A 13,610-nucleotide genomic window follows, 5' to 3' on the forward strand; every position below is an offset into this window, starting at 1 on the left:
GTTCAGAACCCCTTGCCCGTGGTGACACGGATCTGGCGCGGCGCACCGGGCCACAGGCCGGTGTCCACGGCCTGCTCGAACAGGTCGCGCTTGATGGCCGCGATGGCGGCCATGAGTTCATCGACGCTGCGGTACTCGACGGTCTTGTCGCCGAAGGTCACGCGCTTTTCGCCCTTGACCAGCGCCAACTCCAGCGCATCGAGGTGTGCTTGTGTGTAGGCCATCAGCGGTACACCGTGAGGTTGATTTCGTCGGCGTCGGTCGCCAACGTGGAGGACGCACAGCTGACATCGAGTTGCTGCGCGGTTTTGGTGTCACCACTGGCTCGCACCAGGGCCACACGCTGCAAACCCAGAATGGTTGAGTTCTTGACCACGGAAGCCACCCAGCAGTAATCGGCATCGGCCATCGCATTGACGAAGGTCACGCGGTAGCGCCCGGTGCCAAGGCGGGTGACGCTGGCCACGTTGTGCGAGGAGCGCACGACGATCTGGCTGCCGACGTAGCCGAAGCACACCCATGCCCGGGCCAAGCCGGGATGGGTGGCATCGATCTTGGTCTTGACCTCCAGGCCGATGCGGCTGGCCAGCGCCGTGATGCGCGATGCGAGGCTCATCAGGCCAGCGCGCCTTCAAACACGGCGACAAAATCGGTGTCGGTGTCGCCCACATCACTGACTGCCACCGCGCCGATGTTGCTGCGCGCCTGTGCCTGCTCGGGTGCCGAGAGGGTTTGCGCGGCATCGAAACGCACGCGGTTGTTGACGGCGGCGAGCAGCGCATCCAGACCCGTGGTGCCGTTTTGCAGCAGTTGCTGGATTTCCAGCAAGGTGTCGTAGGCCGCATCGGCACCGCCCAAGATTTCCGACTTGAGCGCGTCCAGCAGCGTGACGATCTTGCTGGACGAATAGGTGCTGGAAATGGCGATGTTGGCGTCGTCGATTTCCGAGGACGACACCACGGCGGCCTTCAGCTCATTGATGGCGGCGACCAGATTCGATTTGTCGGTGGTGGTTAGGTTGGCGAGATCGCCTGTCTTGGCGCGCACGTCGTTGAATTCCTGTGCGACGCGGATGACCAGACTTTCGATACGGGTAGCAAGACTCATGTTTTCTCCTTGGGATGTCAGGACAGCCAGCGGCTTTTGATCACGCGCCGACCGGGGTTGCGGGTTCCAGAAACAGCGAGGCCACCGCGTTGGGTGGCCTCGTTGATCGATTCGGTTGTGGTTTCAGGGGGTGGCGGACTGGCCATCCCCAGTTGTCGTTCCAGCTCCCGCCAGTGGCGCTCCTCGAAGCGATCCAGCCCTGCGCTGGACGCGGCGGCGCGGGCATAGACGTAGCAGTCGAGCGCCTCGTTGCGCTCACGCATCTTTTGCCACTCGCGTACCGGGAAGCCATTGCGGTCGCGGCGGGTGATCAGTTGCTCGGCGCAGAGCTGCTGGATGAACTCGGCGTCGATCTTCGGCAGGTGGACGAACCCCGCAGGAAACACCGTGGTCAGTCCGTCCTCGCCAACATCCGCGCTCTTGCGCAGGTTGTTGTAGAACTCCAACTTGGCGATGCCACCCGCCACCGAGTACACCTTGATGCCCCGGCGCAGCTTCTTGCCGCCCTGCGAAACATCGATGGCGGTCGGTGTGCCGATCAAGGCCGCGCCGCGCGCCACACCCTTGACCGCCATCACGCGCGGGTCGTGGCAGGCACGCACGAAGGCGTAGGCTTCCTGCGTGGCAAAGCCGGTGTCGAGCGCGAAACGCGCCAGTGGCATCGCCATGCCCGAGGCGTGCGTCCACTGTTCGGCCAGCACCGCGGCCAAGGCTTTCCACACTGTGTCGCGCGCCGTGTCGCCCATCAGCACGCGGTGTTCGATCAGCCACGATTCCTTGCCACGCCCGAAGGCCCAGACCGAGGCTTCAATGCGATCCTTCTGCACGTCCGCCGCGCCCACCAGCAGCAGGCCGCCCAGTGGCACACTGCCGATGCGATAGTCCTCGCGGCGCTCGACCAGCCGTTGCCAGTCGGGCGCTTCGCCTTCCTCGACCCAGGTCTCACCCAGTTCGGTGTTCTTGAAGGTCTTGATGGCGGCGGCCGATCCCGATTCCTTGTTGACGGCGGCTTCCCACGCGGCGGCAATGTTGCGCCACGCGCGCCACCCCACCGGGCTGTACAGCGACGACAGGTGAAAGCCCGCCGTCTTGACACCGCCATCCTGGGCCATCGCCCGCCACTCGCCGTGTTCCAGCATCCACGTCTTGTGGTGCTCGGCAATCGCGGTGTCACAGACCTCGCAGATGTAGGCCGCCGTTTCCGGCGCGCCCTTGTCCCAGCGTAACTGCTCGAAGCGCAGCCATTGCCGGTGCGAGCAATGCGGACACGGCACGAAGTAGCGACGCTGGTCGCTGGCCTCGTACTCGCGCTCGATGGCCGACGCACCCGAGATCGTCGGCGTCGATACGATGAATATCTTGCGCCGCGCGAAGGTGCGCGTGCGCGCCTCGGCCAGCGAGATCGCATCGCCTTCGCCTTCGACGTCCAGTGGGTAACCGTCGACTTCGTCGAGAAACAAATACCGCACCGGCATCGAGCGCAGGCCGACGGCGCTGTTCGCGCCGGTCATCACCAGCACGCCGCCCCGGAATTCCTTGGCCAGAATCGTGTTGCCCGAATCGCGCGAACGCGCCGGAGCGATCAGTTCCGCCAGCGCCGCCGACTCCTCGATCAGCGGGTCGATGCGCTGCTTGGAATTGCGCTTGGCCATTTCCACCGTCGGCCACACCGCCATCATCGGCCCTGGTGCGTGGTGGATGACGTAGCCGATCCAGTTGCTGCCCATCTCGGTCGCGCCGAGCTGCGCGGCCTTCATGAACACCACGCGCTCGACCGGCGAGGTCGGCGACAGGCAGTCCATGATGGCCTTCAGGTACGGCGTGCGGGCGGTACGCCAGCGGCCCGGTTCGGCAGACGCCTTGCTGGAAAGCATCCGGTGCCGATCCGACCATTCCGACACCGTCAGTAGCGGATCGGGCGTCAAGCCGTCGCGCCACGCGCGTTCGATCTCCTGTGCGCCTTCGTAATCGTCCATCGCCATCAATCCCAGATCAATCGACTCTGGGGCGCAGTTCGCCCAGTTCAATCAGGTGCTCACGCACGGCGGCCTCCAGCGCGACGTGCATCTGGTGCGCATCGACGCCGAGCGCAGAGGCCATCTGCCCGGAGATGCGCGCGGGCCAGTTGAGCCACGCATCGCGCTCGATGCGCGCCAGCTTGAAAACGTGTGCCACGGCCTGCGCCCGATCCACCAGTTCCTTCTTGCGGTGCGCCAGCTCCACCTTGTTGAGCTGGGCCTTGAGCACTTCGTTGACTGTGCGCGCTTGAAGCAGCGATGTGCCGCCCGCTGACAACGGCGGCGTACCCGGTTCGGGTGCCTCACGTTGCGGCGTTGCATCGGCAGTCGCGGGCGCGCGCCGGGGTTTCGGACTGCTGGCCTGCTCCTGCGCAGCGGCCCGGCGTGGCTGCAATGTGTTTTGTGCCCACTGCGCGTCCGCCGCATCCGGATCAAGCGTGCCGTCTGGCAGTGCGGTGATCCGCCCGGTGTCGATGGCCTTCTTCACGGCCACGTGCGACACGCCACGGTGGCGCGCGTAGGCGCGAATCGAGAGTCCCATCGTCACCTTCAATCATTTGTTCGTCGCTTCTGCGGATTGAGCTTGGCTTCCATCGGGAACAGCGCGTTCATCACGTCACGCCAACCACATCCTGAAAGGAACCCGCCATGAGCCAGATCGACACCATCCTCACCCTGATCGCCCAGAAGCATCTGGGCCTCGACACCCTGGAAACCCGCCACGCCGACAGCCTGGACTTCCACGACACGGCCGTCTGGTGCATCCGGGACGCGCTGGAAGCGGCCTTCAAGGCGGGCATCGAGGTCGGCATTTCTTTGCCCGAGCCCACGGAAGCAGAGATCGCCAAGGACTGATCGAGAAGCAACGAAGCCAAGCAGAAAGCACTTGGCTTCACTCCCGAACAGCGCGTTCATCACATCGTCATCAACCACCCCGAAGGAACAGCAAATGACCACCACCCAACTCACCCCGGCCCAGCACGCCATCCTCGCCAAAGCCATCAACACCAGCGGCGGTAAGATCGAATGGTTCCCCGACAACATCAAAGGCGGCGCGCGCAAGAAGGTGCTCGACGGCCTGTTCAATCGCGCCCTGATCACGCCCGATGGTGAGGGCTGGTGCGTCGCCGCCGAGGGCTACGACGCCTTGGGCATGAAGCGCCCGCACATCAACCCCTCGACATTCGAGGCCAAGCTCGACGCGATCATTGCCAACGCCGAAGCGGCGCAGGACGCGCCCGACGCCACCGCAGCACCGCAGACCACCGACGCCGAGTTGGAGGCCGACGTGGCCGCGTGTGAGGCCGTGTGGGCCAAGAACGCCGCAACGGCACAGGCCAAACCGCGCACCCGCGACAACAGCAAGCAGGCCGAAGTGATCCGGATGCTGCAACGCCCCGAGGGCGCAACCATCGGCCAGATCTGCACCGCCACCGGCTGGCAGGCGCACACGGTGCGCGGCACCTTCGCCGGAGCCTTCAAGAAAAAACTCGGCCTGACCATCACGTCGGACAAGCCCCAGGGCGGCGAACGGGTCTACCGCATCGCCTGAAAAAAGATGGCGAGAGAGGCCGGGAATAGCTTGGCTTCTCTCGCCACCAGCGCGTTCATGTGGGTGTCGCAAGCAACCACCCCGAGGAGAACACGCCATGAAATCCCACGCCGATTACGAGATCGAATACGCCACCCGCAGTGGCCACGATGCACTGGATAACGCCCGCGCCACGCTGGAGCGCGCACTGGCCGAACTTGATCGCTACATCACCCGATACGAGGACGCGGAGGACATCAAGGACAAAGCCAACGTGCTCAACTGGGCGCTTGGGCACCTTGCCACCTACGTCCCGAACAACGTGCGTCTGGACATCATCGCCACCGCGCAGGCAGAGCTGATGCGCGCCCCGCGCCACCCAATGAACGCCATCAAGCAGGAGGCCAGGAATAGCTTGGCTTCCTGCTTGAACAGCGCGTTCATGCTGGTGTCGTGATTGACGACGCCACATAAGGAAAACCGCCATGAGCACCATGATCATCACCATCGAGCGCAGCCCGCGCACCCTGCAGCTTGGCGACACCGTCCTGCAAGTCGAAGAGTTGAGCGCCCGCCTGCCATTCGCCCGCAAGCCTGCCGACCTAAGAGAATTGGGCAGAGGCGATCAGTGCAAGGTCTACGTCACCGAAACCAAGGAACTCACTGCCGCCGAATTTGACGCCTTCGCGCGCAGGCTGCTGGTGTCGCGCGACTGGCTTCGTGGCAAGGGCGGCGGAACCGGCGATGGCTTCCTCTGCGTCGAGGTCACAGCGCCCGGCCGCCCCTACCTGTACATCAACCCGGAGGGCGGTGATTACGCCCGCTACGTGGCCCGTCTCGGGTGATCAAAATTGATTGAGAAAGAAGCCAGGAACAGCTTGGCTTCTCCATCGGACAGCGCGTTACTACGGGTGTCGCAACGATCAACCCGAAGGAGAAACCACCATGACCAACACCAACATCCCCGCCACCCGCAACGAAGGTTGGGGCTTCTGGGGCACGATGGGCGGACACGCCTGCATCGCGTGGCCTCTGGCCATGACCGCCGTCACCGACGCCACGGGCGAAGACCTCGACACCGTCCGCGCCTTTCTCGACAGCCGCTTTGGCCGCCACTTCGCAGACGAAGTCCACAACGGCCTCTTTGAAGGCAAGAGCATGAAGGACGCCATCGACGCCGCCACCACCAAGTGGATGGGCTGGACGATTGGTCGCCAGACCAGCAAGGACTACGGCATCCCGCGCGGTCTGCCTTACCTCACGGGCTACGTGATCCACTGCGGCATCGTCGAAGAACAAGAAGCCGCCTGATGAAAACCCTCGCCGCCGAACGCGAACAGGCGCTGCGTTGGCTGATCGCCAACCGGCGTCCGGATGTCTCCATCGAACAGGCAGTGCGCGTGATGTGTGCCGCGCTGCCCCGCGATCTCGCCACGATGCAACTGCTGCGGCGCATCGCCGAGGAAGAAGAAGCCAAAGCACCTGCGCGCGGATTCAACTGGCGCACACCTCCTGGTCTGCCGCCTCGCGGATAGCCTGCTTGCCGGTGAATTCCTCCCACCGGCGCACGATCACATCCACGTACTTCGGATCGAGTTCGATCAGCCGCGCGATGCGGCCTGACTTCTCCGCTGCAATCAGCGTCGTGCCGGAACCGCCGAAGGGGTCGAGCACCACGTTCCCGGGGCGGCTGGAATTGCGGATGGCCCGCTCGACCAGTTCCACCGGCTTCATCGTCGGGTGCAGATCGTTCTTCTGCGGCTTTTTGATCGCCCACACGTCGCCCTGATCGCGGTCGCCGCACCAGTGGCGCGTCGCGCCCTCGGGCCATCCGTACAGGATCGGCTCGTACTGGCGCTGGTAGTCGGCGCGGCCCAGCGTGAAGGTGTTTTTTGCCCAGATGATGAAGGTCGACCACTTGCCACCGGCGGCGCGGAACGCGGCCTGCAGCACGTCGAGTTCGCTGGACGACATCGCCACGTAGATGCCACCGCTGCAATGCGCCACGGTGGGCGTCAGCGCCGCCAGCAGGAAGTCGTAGAAGCCATCGCCCAAGTTGTCGTTGAGGATCGCGCGATCCTTGCCGCGCATCTTGTCCTTGGCACTGTTGGCGTAGTTCACGTTGTATGGCGGGTCGGTGAAAACCATGTCCGCCGCGTCGCCCTGCATCAGCCGGTCGTAACCCTCGACGACGGTGGCGTCACCGCACAGCACCCGGTGCTTGCCCATGATCCAGATGTCGCCCGGGCGGGAAATCGGCGTCTCGCCAAGCTCCGGCACCGCATCCTCATCGGTCTGCCCCTCGTTGTCCGGCTCATCTCCCGCGATCAGTTCGGCCAGCGCGTCGGCATCGAAGCCGGTGATGTCCAGATCGAAGCCTTCAAGCTGCAAGGCTTCCAGTTCGATACGCAGCATCGCGTCGTCCCAGCCTGCGTTCTCGGCGATGCGGTTGTCCGCGATGACCAGTGCGCGACGCTGCGTCGGTGTCAGGTGGTCGAGCACGACCACCGGCACGATCTCCAGCCCGAGCTTCTGGGCGGCGGCGAGCCGACCGTGGCCAGCCACGATGATGCCGTCACTGCCCGCGAGGATCGGATTGGTGAATCCGAACTCGGCGATGCTGGCAGCGATCTGCGCCACCTGATCATCCGAGTGCGTCCGCGCGTTGCGGGCATAGGGCAGCAGCTTCGCGGTCGGCCACTGTTCGATCTTGTCGGCGAACCAGCTCATGCCGCCACCTCGGCATCAACAGTGCTGGTGCGCTCGGCGACGACCTGCTCGAAGGATTGGCCGGTGGCGACCAGCGTGATCGGCACACCGGGATGGTTCTGCTGGAAGCGCTTGAGGGCGACGTCCACGTACTCCGGTGCGATCTCGATGCTGCGGCAGATGCGGCCCGTGCGTTCCGCAGCCAGCATCGTCGTGCCGCTGCCGCCGAAGGGTTCAAACACGAGGTCGCCCGCGTCGGTGTAGGCCTCGATCACGAACTCCGGCAGCGCCACCGGGAATACGGCAGGATGGTCGATGTCCTGACCGATCTTGCCCTTGTGGCGCATCACGCGGATCACGCTGTCGGGAATTCGGGTGTCTTGCGTGGGCTGGCCCTTGTGCGTCCAGCCGCCGACTTCTCCGTCCTTGCCGCGCATCGCCGTGGACGAGCCATCGGCGCGCAGGTGCGATTCCTGGCCGGCGTGCTTGCAGGGAACGATCTTGTTGGGCTTGCGGCTCTCGCGATTGAAGTGAAAAACGAACTCGAAGCTCGGAGCCAGTCGGCCCTGCCAGTCGCCGGGCATCCCCGGCCCCTGATCCCAGACGTACCACGCGAAGCGCCGCCAGCCCTGCTGGCGCATCCAGCCGAGCCACGCATCCCAATACGGGATCACCTCGTTGTCGCGGTGGATCAGGCCAAGGTTGACCAGCGCCTGGCCGTCGTCCGCCATCGGCAGGTGCTCGAACACGCCGCGCATCAGGCCATCCCAATCGGTGATGCCGCCCGAGGTGTAGTCGCGCTGGTTGCCGTAGGGTGGCGAGGTGAAGCACAGCCGCGCGGTATCACCGCCCATCAGCGCGGAGACCACGGCCCGGTCGGTCGCATCGCCACAGATCAGACGGTGCTGGCCGATGGCCCAGACATCGCCGGGGCGGGACACCGCCACGACGGGTGCATCCGGCACATCGTCCGCAGCGTCCGGCTCGTCAGCGTCTGGTTCCGCCTCGGTATCAGGATCGGCGTCAAGCACATCACCGGCGAGCAGTGCCTCGATCTCGGCATCCTCGAAGCCGGTCAGCGCAAGGTCGTACCCGGCCTCGGACAGGTCGGCCAGTTCCAGCGCCAGCATCTCCTCGTCCCAACCGGCATCGAGCGCCAGCCGGTTGTCGGCGATCACCAGCGCCCGTTTCTGCGCGACGCTCAGGTGCGCCAGTTCGATCACAGGCACTTGATCCAGCTCCAGCTTGCGAGCAGCGGCCAGACGCCCGTGCCCGGCGATGATGCCGTTGTCGCCATCGACCAGGATCGGGTTCGTCCAGCCGTACTCGACGATGCTGGCCGCGATCTTGGCGATCTGGCCTTCGGCGTGCGTGCGCGGATTGCGGGCGTAGGGAATCAGCGCCTCGACCTTGCGGTACTCGACGTTGAGCGTGTTCAAAGTGGAAATCCCAAAAGCAAAACCCGCCGAGCGTTGCCACCGGGCGGGTTGGGTGAATGATGAATCTGGAGAGGTGGTAACCGTGCCCTGGGGTGGTAACCCGAGCCGGTAACCTGCCGACTGGTAACCTTGTCCGCGCCCTGACGCTAAAAAAGCGTCGCGCTCGTGCCCCCCGCATGGGTTATTAGCCAGGAAGGGCCCATTGATTCATGGCCCGCGTCCTTTACCGTCACCGCTGTCCAGACGATAGATGAATACTACGCATGATTCGGCGGATTTGTTGCAGGGGCAAAAACCGCTGATGCACGCGCAACCACGCACATCACCGAGCACGCACGCCAAATCACGCCAAATCACTACGCGACGACGACACCGTTGAGCTGATCGGCGACCGTCTGCAAGGCGCGCTGCCAGCGCCGCCACGCCGTCGTCCGGTCGCAGGCAAAGCGGATGGTGATATCACGCCAGCCGTAGCGCTTGGCGCGCATCCACACCAGATGGCGCTGCTCGACCTCCAGCCACTGCACCCACTTCATCGTCTCCAGCATCCGGTCGATGGCGTCCGGTGCGGGCGGGAATGGGCGGTAGACCTTCTCTTCGGCAGCGAACGTCTCCCACTCCCGGCGCACGATGGCAGGCCAGCAGTTGAAGTAGCCCTGCACACGCACGGGTGGCAGGCGTCGTCCGGTACTGGCGGCTTCCTCGAAGCGTGCCGCCACGTCATCAATCGTCCAGGTGGCGTGACGGTCAACCATGACGCCGCCCTCCTGTCCCGTAGAGGCGCTCGCCGATCTGGCGTACCAGTTCGCGCTCCATCCAGTCGAGTCGTTCATCGTCGGGCGACACGACCAGGATGTGCTGGTCGCGCCAGCCGCGTTGCTTGATGGCGTCCACATCCTGGACATCAGGCTGGAGCCGTCCGAGCGGGCAGCGGTATTGAGGTGTCGGAATCTTCATCTCACACCTCCCGTTCCAGTGCATGCTGCTCGATAGCCCAGTGCAGCAGTGCCAGCGCATCGGCTTCGTTGTCATCGACCGGGGCGTGGCCACGTGCGGTGACGGATGCGATCACATCCCCTTTGCCCGCGTTGCCCTTGCCGGTAGCGTGCTTCTTGATCGTGCCAACCGGCACGCCTTGATACGGAATCTGGTGGTGCTCGCACCACGCGGTGAGCGTGGCGAGGAATCCGCCGTAGGCGTGTGCCGCGTCGGTCGAGACGTGGCGGCGCACTTCCTCGAAGTGCAGCGCGTCGATGCCGTCGCAGGACTGCTTGATCTCGGTGAGCCAGCGCTTGAAGCGCAGAAAGCGCATGCCGCCGCCTTCAAATCGCTGTGGCCGGAAGCTCTCGGAGCCGCTGGTGATGTGGCCATCGCTGCCGCGTAGCGCCCAGCCGGTGGTGCTGCCCAGATCGAGGGCAAGAATGGTGGTGGTCATGGTGTCAGTCCTCGTTTTTGGCGAGCCTGACGGATCGGACGGGTCGTATCGAAAGTCTCCATGAGGCGCGCGCGCACGCGCACGTGTAGGAGTTACGACGTAGTCCGTCCGATCCGTCAGACGCGGTTGTTTCAGTCATCGGCGTAGGGGGTGTAGGCTGGTGCTGGCGGGTACTTGAGGCCAATGCCCTGAAACCCGCGCAAGCCCATGCCGTTGCGCCATTTGTCCAAGCCCCGGTTGAGCAGCAGGTCGGCAAAGCGCTTCTGCGAACCGGTGAATTCACCCGCTGCCTCGGCCCACACCTTCCAGTCGGAGAACAGTTCGGCAGTCAGCGACTTGGCGTTGGCGGTACGCACGCAGCGCTCGTCGAGCCAGCGACCCAGCGCGTCCTCGGCCTCGAAATACTCCTCGGTGGCGTCCACCACCCGTTGCGGCGGATCGAGCCGACCGTGACGCTGCCAGTTCAAACATCCCTGCACGGCCCACGCGAGGATGCCGTCGCGTTCGGCGAGCAGCTTGTGCTGCAGGTTCTTGTCGCGGCGCTCGGGTGGCACGGTGATCGTGAATGGGATCAGGTGCAGACGCCGCTTCATCGCCTCGTCGATGTTGCGGATAGCGGGCTTGTGGTTGCCCGCCACGAACAACTTGAACTGCGGGAAGAACTCGAAGAAGTCCTGGCGCATGAAGCGCGCGGCGATCTTGTCGCCACCGGTCAGGTTCTTGAGCTTGGACTCGGCCCAGCGCTTGCCCTGTTCGGTTTCGATGGCCGCGACGAAGCGCGCGCCGCGCAGGCCCGCCATGTCCGTCGGGTGGCGGTCGGTGCGCGTTTCCATGAAAGTGTCCATCGGCGCGTTGGTCGCGTAGTCACCGAGGATGGTGGCCAGCGTGTTCACGAACACCGACTTGCCGTTCGCGCCCGTGCCGTACAGGAAGAACAGTGCGTGCTCCTGCGTCGAGCCGGTCAGCGCGTAGCCGACCATCCGTTGCAGATAAGCCTGAAGTTCCTTGTCGCCGCCGGTGACCTCGTCGATGAACTGCTTCCACGTCGGGCAATCGCCGCTGGGCGTGGCCGTGGTGATCTTGGTCATCCGGTCGGCACGCTCGTGCGGGCGCATCCGGCCTGTCTTGAGATCAACCACGCCACCGGGGGTGTTGAGCAGCCACGGATCGGCGTCCCACTCGTCGGTGGTGGCCGCGTGCCTGCGGTCGGCGCGCGCCAACCGTTCCACGCCACCGACCGTGCTGGCGCTGGCGAGCTTCGCGGCGACTTTGGGGTTGTCGGCGCGCACGGCGGTCTGGCGACAGACGCTGCGGATCAGATCGGTAGCGGCGAGCGTTTCCTCGGTGCGCCAGCGTTGCCCGTCCCACACCAGCCAGCGGCCCCAGGCTGCAACGTAGCGCCAGTCGCGGTGATAGCGGCGGGTGAAAGACAGCGCCAGCGCATCCTCGGTGCCCCAAACGGATTCGTCGCTGCTGACCACCGGATCGATGTCGTCAGCAACGTCGTGCATCTGCAGGCGTGGGCCGTGGGTGAGGAAGGTGGCGACATCGAAACCCTCGGCGATGGCGTCGGCCGCATCCCAGCCCTCAGCAGCTTCCTCGGGCGGATACAGGATGTGGCATGACTTCGCGCCCGCCGACAGAATGGCCTGCGCCGCCAGCGTCGCGTACTCCCAGCCCGGCTTGTCGCGGTCGGGCCAGATCAGCACGGCCTTGCCGGACAGCGGCGACCAGTCGGTTTTGTCCACCGGGGCATTCGCGCCGTGCATCGCCGTGGTGGCGACGATGCCCACGTCGATCAATGCCTGCGCGCATTTCTCGCCTTCGACCAGCACCGCCTGCGCGGCGCTGGCCATCCCCGGCTGGTTGTAGAGCGGGCGCGGGTCGGGCGGTGTCATCTTGCGGCGCTTGGCGTCCCAAGGGCGGAACTGCTTCTTCTGCCCCGGTGGGTCGTAGCGGTAGACGACGGCGATCAGATGGCCTGCCTCGTCGAGGTAGTCCCACTTGGCGGTGGCGGGGCCGAGTTCGTCGACGGGTGCATCCTTCTTGCTGGCCTTGCGCACAGGCTTTTCTCTGGCACGACCGAGCAGATCGGCGGCTGCGTCGAGCACGCGCGGGAAATCGTGCAGCACGCCGATGCCGAGGTGTGCGGCGATCAGCGCGAAGATGTCGCCACCGTCGCCCGTGGCACGATCCGTCCACAGGCCCGCTTTCTCGCCATCGAGCACGATCTCCAGGCTGTCGCCCGGGCTGCCGAGCACGTCGCCAATGAGGAACTTGCCACCACGCTTGCGGCCTGCCGGGAGCAACGCGGCCAGAACGGATTCCACCCGCGCCAGCAGTTCAGCGCGAATCGCTTCGCGTTCGGCGTCGAGATCACGAGGAACAGGAGGCGGTGTGTCGTTGAAATCAAGCATCCGCAGACTCCCCGCCGGAGGGCTGCTGCGCGACGATCCACGCTTCCAGTTCGTTGGGCTTGAAGCGAACGAGCTTGCCGACGCGGTAATGCGGAATGCGGCGCTGCTGGCGTTCCTTGGCTTGGGAGAACCAGTAGGTCGGCAGGTTGAACATCAGCGCCGCTTGGCGCGAGTCGATCAGTTGTTCGCCAAGCAACTGGCTCATTGGAGAATGGCTCATGCTGTTTTCCTCCAGCAGCGTTCTTGCCACGCACACATGCGGCATTCGAAGTGAGTGGGGTCTTGAAAGCTGCGGGGCAGCAGTTCACCGGCCTCGGTCGCGGAGATGACCTTCACCGCCCGATCCGTCATCCGCTGTGCCAGCGCGCCATCGAAGGGCACCAGCTCGACGTAGATGTCCATCGAGTCGGCGTTGATCGCGGTGAACAGCGCCGGGTGCTCGTGCAGTTGCAGGTGGGCCTGATAGAGCGCCACCTGCGCGGCGTACACCGGCTTGGCGACAGCGAGGCCTTTGGCTTCCAGTTCACGCCACGATTTCGCGCCGAGGCACTTGTTTTCCCACAGCGCGGGATAGCCAAAGCCGTCAGGCCCGCCGACGATCACGCCATCGACGTGACCGCGCAGGCGACCGTGCGCGTCGGAGAAGCCGAACTGACCGCCGTCGGGTTTCTGCGTGCGCAGATCGAAACCCGCGTCGCACAGCCACGCCACCATGCAGTCCTCCATGACATGGCCACGCTCGAAGATGCGCAGCATCCGGCCTTGGGTGTCGCGCCCGTGGTCGACCGGCGCTTTGGCGTACTCGAACTGCAGCGCACGCTCGCAGGCCACGCCCAGACGCGACGCGCCGAGATAGTCGCGTGCGGCCTGCTGCCCACGAACGTGCTGCATGCCGATGTGGATCAGCGTCGTGACACGATCAGATAGGCTTGAAGATGAATTGAAATCCAGCAT

The 13,610-nt window shown here is 64.9% G+C and carries 19 protein-coding genes; 6 read left to right on the top strand and 13 right to left on the bottom strand.

Features of this window, described 5'->3' with window-relative positions; all coding sequences use genetic code 11:
• Positions 1-2: 2 nt before the first annotated feature.
• Genes HMPREF3014_RS23855 through HMPREF3014_RS23875 form a run of 5 tightly spaced genes read right to left on the bottom strand, consistent with a single transcriptional unit; the run spans position 3 to position 3,666 of the window.
• On the bottom strand, positions 3-224 hold the full coding sequence (locus tag HMPREF3014_RS23855; RefSeq protein ID WP_034022757.1) for a phage head-tail joining protein: 222 nt from the start codon (positions 222-224) through the stop codon (positions 3-5).
• Complete coding sequence (locus HMPREF3014_RS23860) at positions 224-616, bottom strand: hypothetical protein (RefSeq protein ID WP_034022758.1); 393 nt, start codon at positions 614-616, stop codon at positions 224-226. The genes HMPREF3014_RS23855 and HMPREF3014_RS23860 overlap by 1 nt, the downstream gene beginning before the upstream one ends.
• The gene (locus HMPREF3014_RS23865; RefSeq protein ID WP_034022759.1) at positions 616-1,107 is read right to left on the bottom strand and encodes a hypothetical protein; all 492 of its coding nucleotides are present in this window, start codon (positions 1,105-1,107) and stop codon (positions 616-618) included. Before HMPREF3014_RS23865 ends, HMPREF3014_RS23860 begins: the two co-directional genes overlap by 1 nt.
• Before the next feature lie 17 nt (positions 1,108-1,124).
• Positions 1,125-3,083 carry a phage terminase large subunit family protein gene (locus HMPREF3014_RS23870; protein WP_034022819.1) on the bottom strand — a complete coding sequence of 653 codons (1,959 nt, stop codon included), beginning with the start codon at positions 3,081-3,083 and terminating at the stop codon, positions 1,125-1,127.
• Positions 3,084-3,099: 16 nt separating this feature from the next.
• Positions 3,100-3,666 carry a hypothetical protein gene (locus tag HMPREF3014_RS23875; protein WP_034022760.1) on the bottom strand — a complete coding sequence of 189 codons (567 nt, stop codon included), beginning with the start codon at positions 3,664-3,666 and terminating at the stop codon, positions 3,100-3,102.
• A gap of 107 nt (positions 3,667-3,773) precedes the next feature.
• Between HMPREF3014_RS23875 and HMPREF3014_RS23880 the strand changes: the two genes are divergently transcribed.
• The 6 genes from HMPREF3014_RS23880 to HMPREF3014_RS23905 all read left to right on the top strand — a co-directional run bounded on the left by HMPREF3014_RS23880 (position 3,774) and on the right by HMPREF3014_RS23905 (position 6,191).
• Positions 3,774-3,980: a DUF6900 domain-containing protein gene (locus HMPREF3014_RS23880; protein ID WP_034022761.1), complete on the top strand. Its 207-nt coding sequence runs from the start codon at positions 3,774-3,776 to the stop codon at positions 3,978-3,980.
• Between the two features lie 94 nt (positions 3,981-4,074).
• On the top strand, positions 4,075-4,677 hold the full coding sequence (locus HMPREF3014_RS23885; RefSeq protein ID WP_034022762.1) for a DUF3489 domain-containing protein: 603 nt from the start codon (positions 4,075-4,077) through the stop codon (positions 4,675-4,677).
• Between the two features lie 97 nt (positions 4,678-4,774).
• Positions 4,775-5,113, top strand: a complete 339-nt coding sequence (locus HMPREF3014_RS23890; protein ID WP_065426590.1) for a hypothetical protein — start codon at positions 4,775-4,777, stop codon at positions 5,111-5,113.
• A 28-nt stretch (positions 5,114-5,141) separates the two neighbouring features.
• Entirely contained in the window at positions 5,142-5,501 is a 360-nt protein-coding gene (locus HMPREF3014_RS23895) for a hypothetical protein (RefSeq protein WP_034022764.1), read from the top strand.
• A gap of 100 nt (positions 5,502-5,601) precedes the next feature.
• A complete protein-coding gene (locus HMPREF3014_RS23900; RefSeq protein ID WP_034022766.1) occupies positions 5,602-5,967 on the top strand; it encodes a hypothetical protein in 366 nt (121 codons plus the stop codon).
• Positions 5,967-6,191, top strand: coding sequence for a hypothetical protein (locus HMPREF3014_RS23905; RefSeq protein ID WP_034022768.1), 225 nt, complete (start codon positions 5,967-5,969; stop codon positions 6,189-6,191). The genes HMPREF3014_RS23900 and HMPREF3014_RS23905 overlap by 1 nt, the downstream gene beginning before the upstream one ends.
• Here the strand turns inward: HMPREF3014_RS23905 and HMPREF3014_RS23910 are convergent.
• From HMPREF3014_RS23910 to HMPREF3014_RS23945, 8 genes are all read right to left on the bottom strand, one after another.
• Positions 6,151-7,386 (bottom strand): site-specific DNA-methyltransferase, encoded by a 1,236-nt coding sequence (locus HMPREF3014_RS23910; protein ID WP_034022770.1) that lies wholly within the window; start codon positions 7,384-7,386, stop codon positions 6,151-6,153. The genes HMPREF3014_RS23905 and HMPREF3014_RS23910 overlap by 41 nt on opposite strands.
• Positions 7,383-8,804: a site-specific DNA-methyltransferase gene (locus tag HMPREF3014_RS23915; RefSeq protein WP_034022772.1), complete on the bottom strand. Its 1,422-nt coding sequence runs from the start codon at positions 8,802-8,804 to the stop codon at positions 7,383-7,385. The genes HMPREF3014_RS23910 and HMPREF3014_RS23915 overlap by 4 nt, the downstream gene beginning before the upstream one ends.
• Positions 8,805-9,160: 356 nt before the next feature.
• The gene (locus HMPREF3014_RS23920; protein WP_034022774.1) at positions 9,161-9,559 is read right to left on the bottom strand and encodes a DUF6362 family protein; all 399 of its coding nucleotides are present in this window, start codon (positions 9,557-9,559) and stop codon (positions 9,161-9,163) included.
• Entirely contained in the window at positions 9,552-9,761 is a 210-nt protein-coding gene (locus HMPREF3014_RS23925) for a hypothetical protein (RefSeq protein WP_034067951.1), read from the bottom strand. The genes HMPREF3014_RS23920 and HMPREF3014_RS23925 overlap by 8 nt, the downstream gene beginning before the upstream one ends.
• A 1-nt stretch (position 9,762) precedes the next feature.
• Positions 9,763-10,239, bottom strand: coding sequence for a crossover junction endodeoxyribonuclease RuvC (locus HMPREF3014_RS23930; protein WP_034067949.1), 477 nt, complete (start codon positions 10,237-10,239; stop codon positions 9,763-9,765).
• 131 nt (positions 10,240-10,370) lie between these two features.
• Positions 10,371-12,656: a phage/plasmid primase, P4 family gene (locus HMPREF3014_RS23935; protein ID WP_034022778.1), complete on the bottom strand. Its 2,286-nt coding sequence runs from the start codon at positions 12,654-12,656 to the stop codon at positions 10,371-10,373.
• Positions 12,649-12,876, bottom strand: a complete 228-nt coding sequence (locus HMPREF3014_RS23940; RefSeq protein WP_034022779.1) for a MerR family transcriptional regulator — start codon at positions 12,874-12,876, stop codon at positions 12,649-12,651. The genes HMPREF3014_RS23935 and HMPREF3014_RS23940 overlap by 8 nt, the downstream gene beginning before the upstream one ends.
• On the bottom strand, positions 12,873-13,610 hold the full coding sequence (locus tag HMPREF3014_RS23945; RefSeq protein WP_034067946.1) for a PD-(D/E)XK nuclease family protein: 738 nt from the start codon (positions 13,608-13,610) through the stop codon (positions 12,873-12,875). Before HMPREF3014_RS23945 ends, HMPREF3014_RS23940 begins: the two co-directional genes overlap by 4 nt.

Source organism: Pseudomonas sp. HMSC065H01 (assembly GCF_001815235.1).
Classification (GTDB): domain Bacteria; phylum Pseudomonadota; class Gammaproteobacteria; order Pseudomonadales; family Pseudomonadaceae; genus Pseudomonas; species Pseudomonas aeruginosa.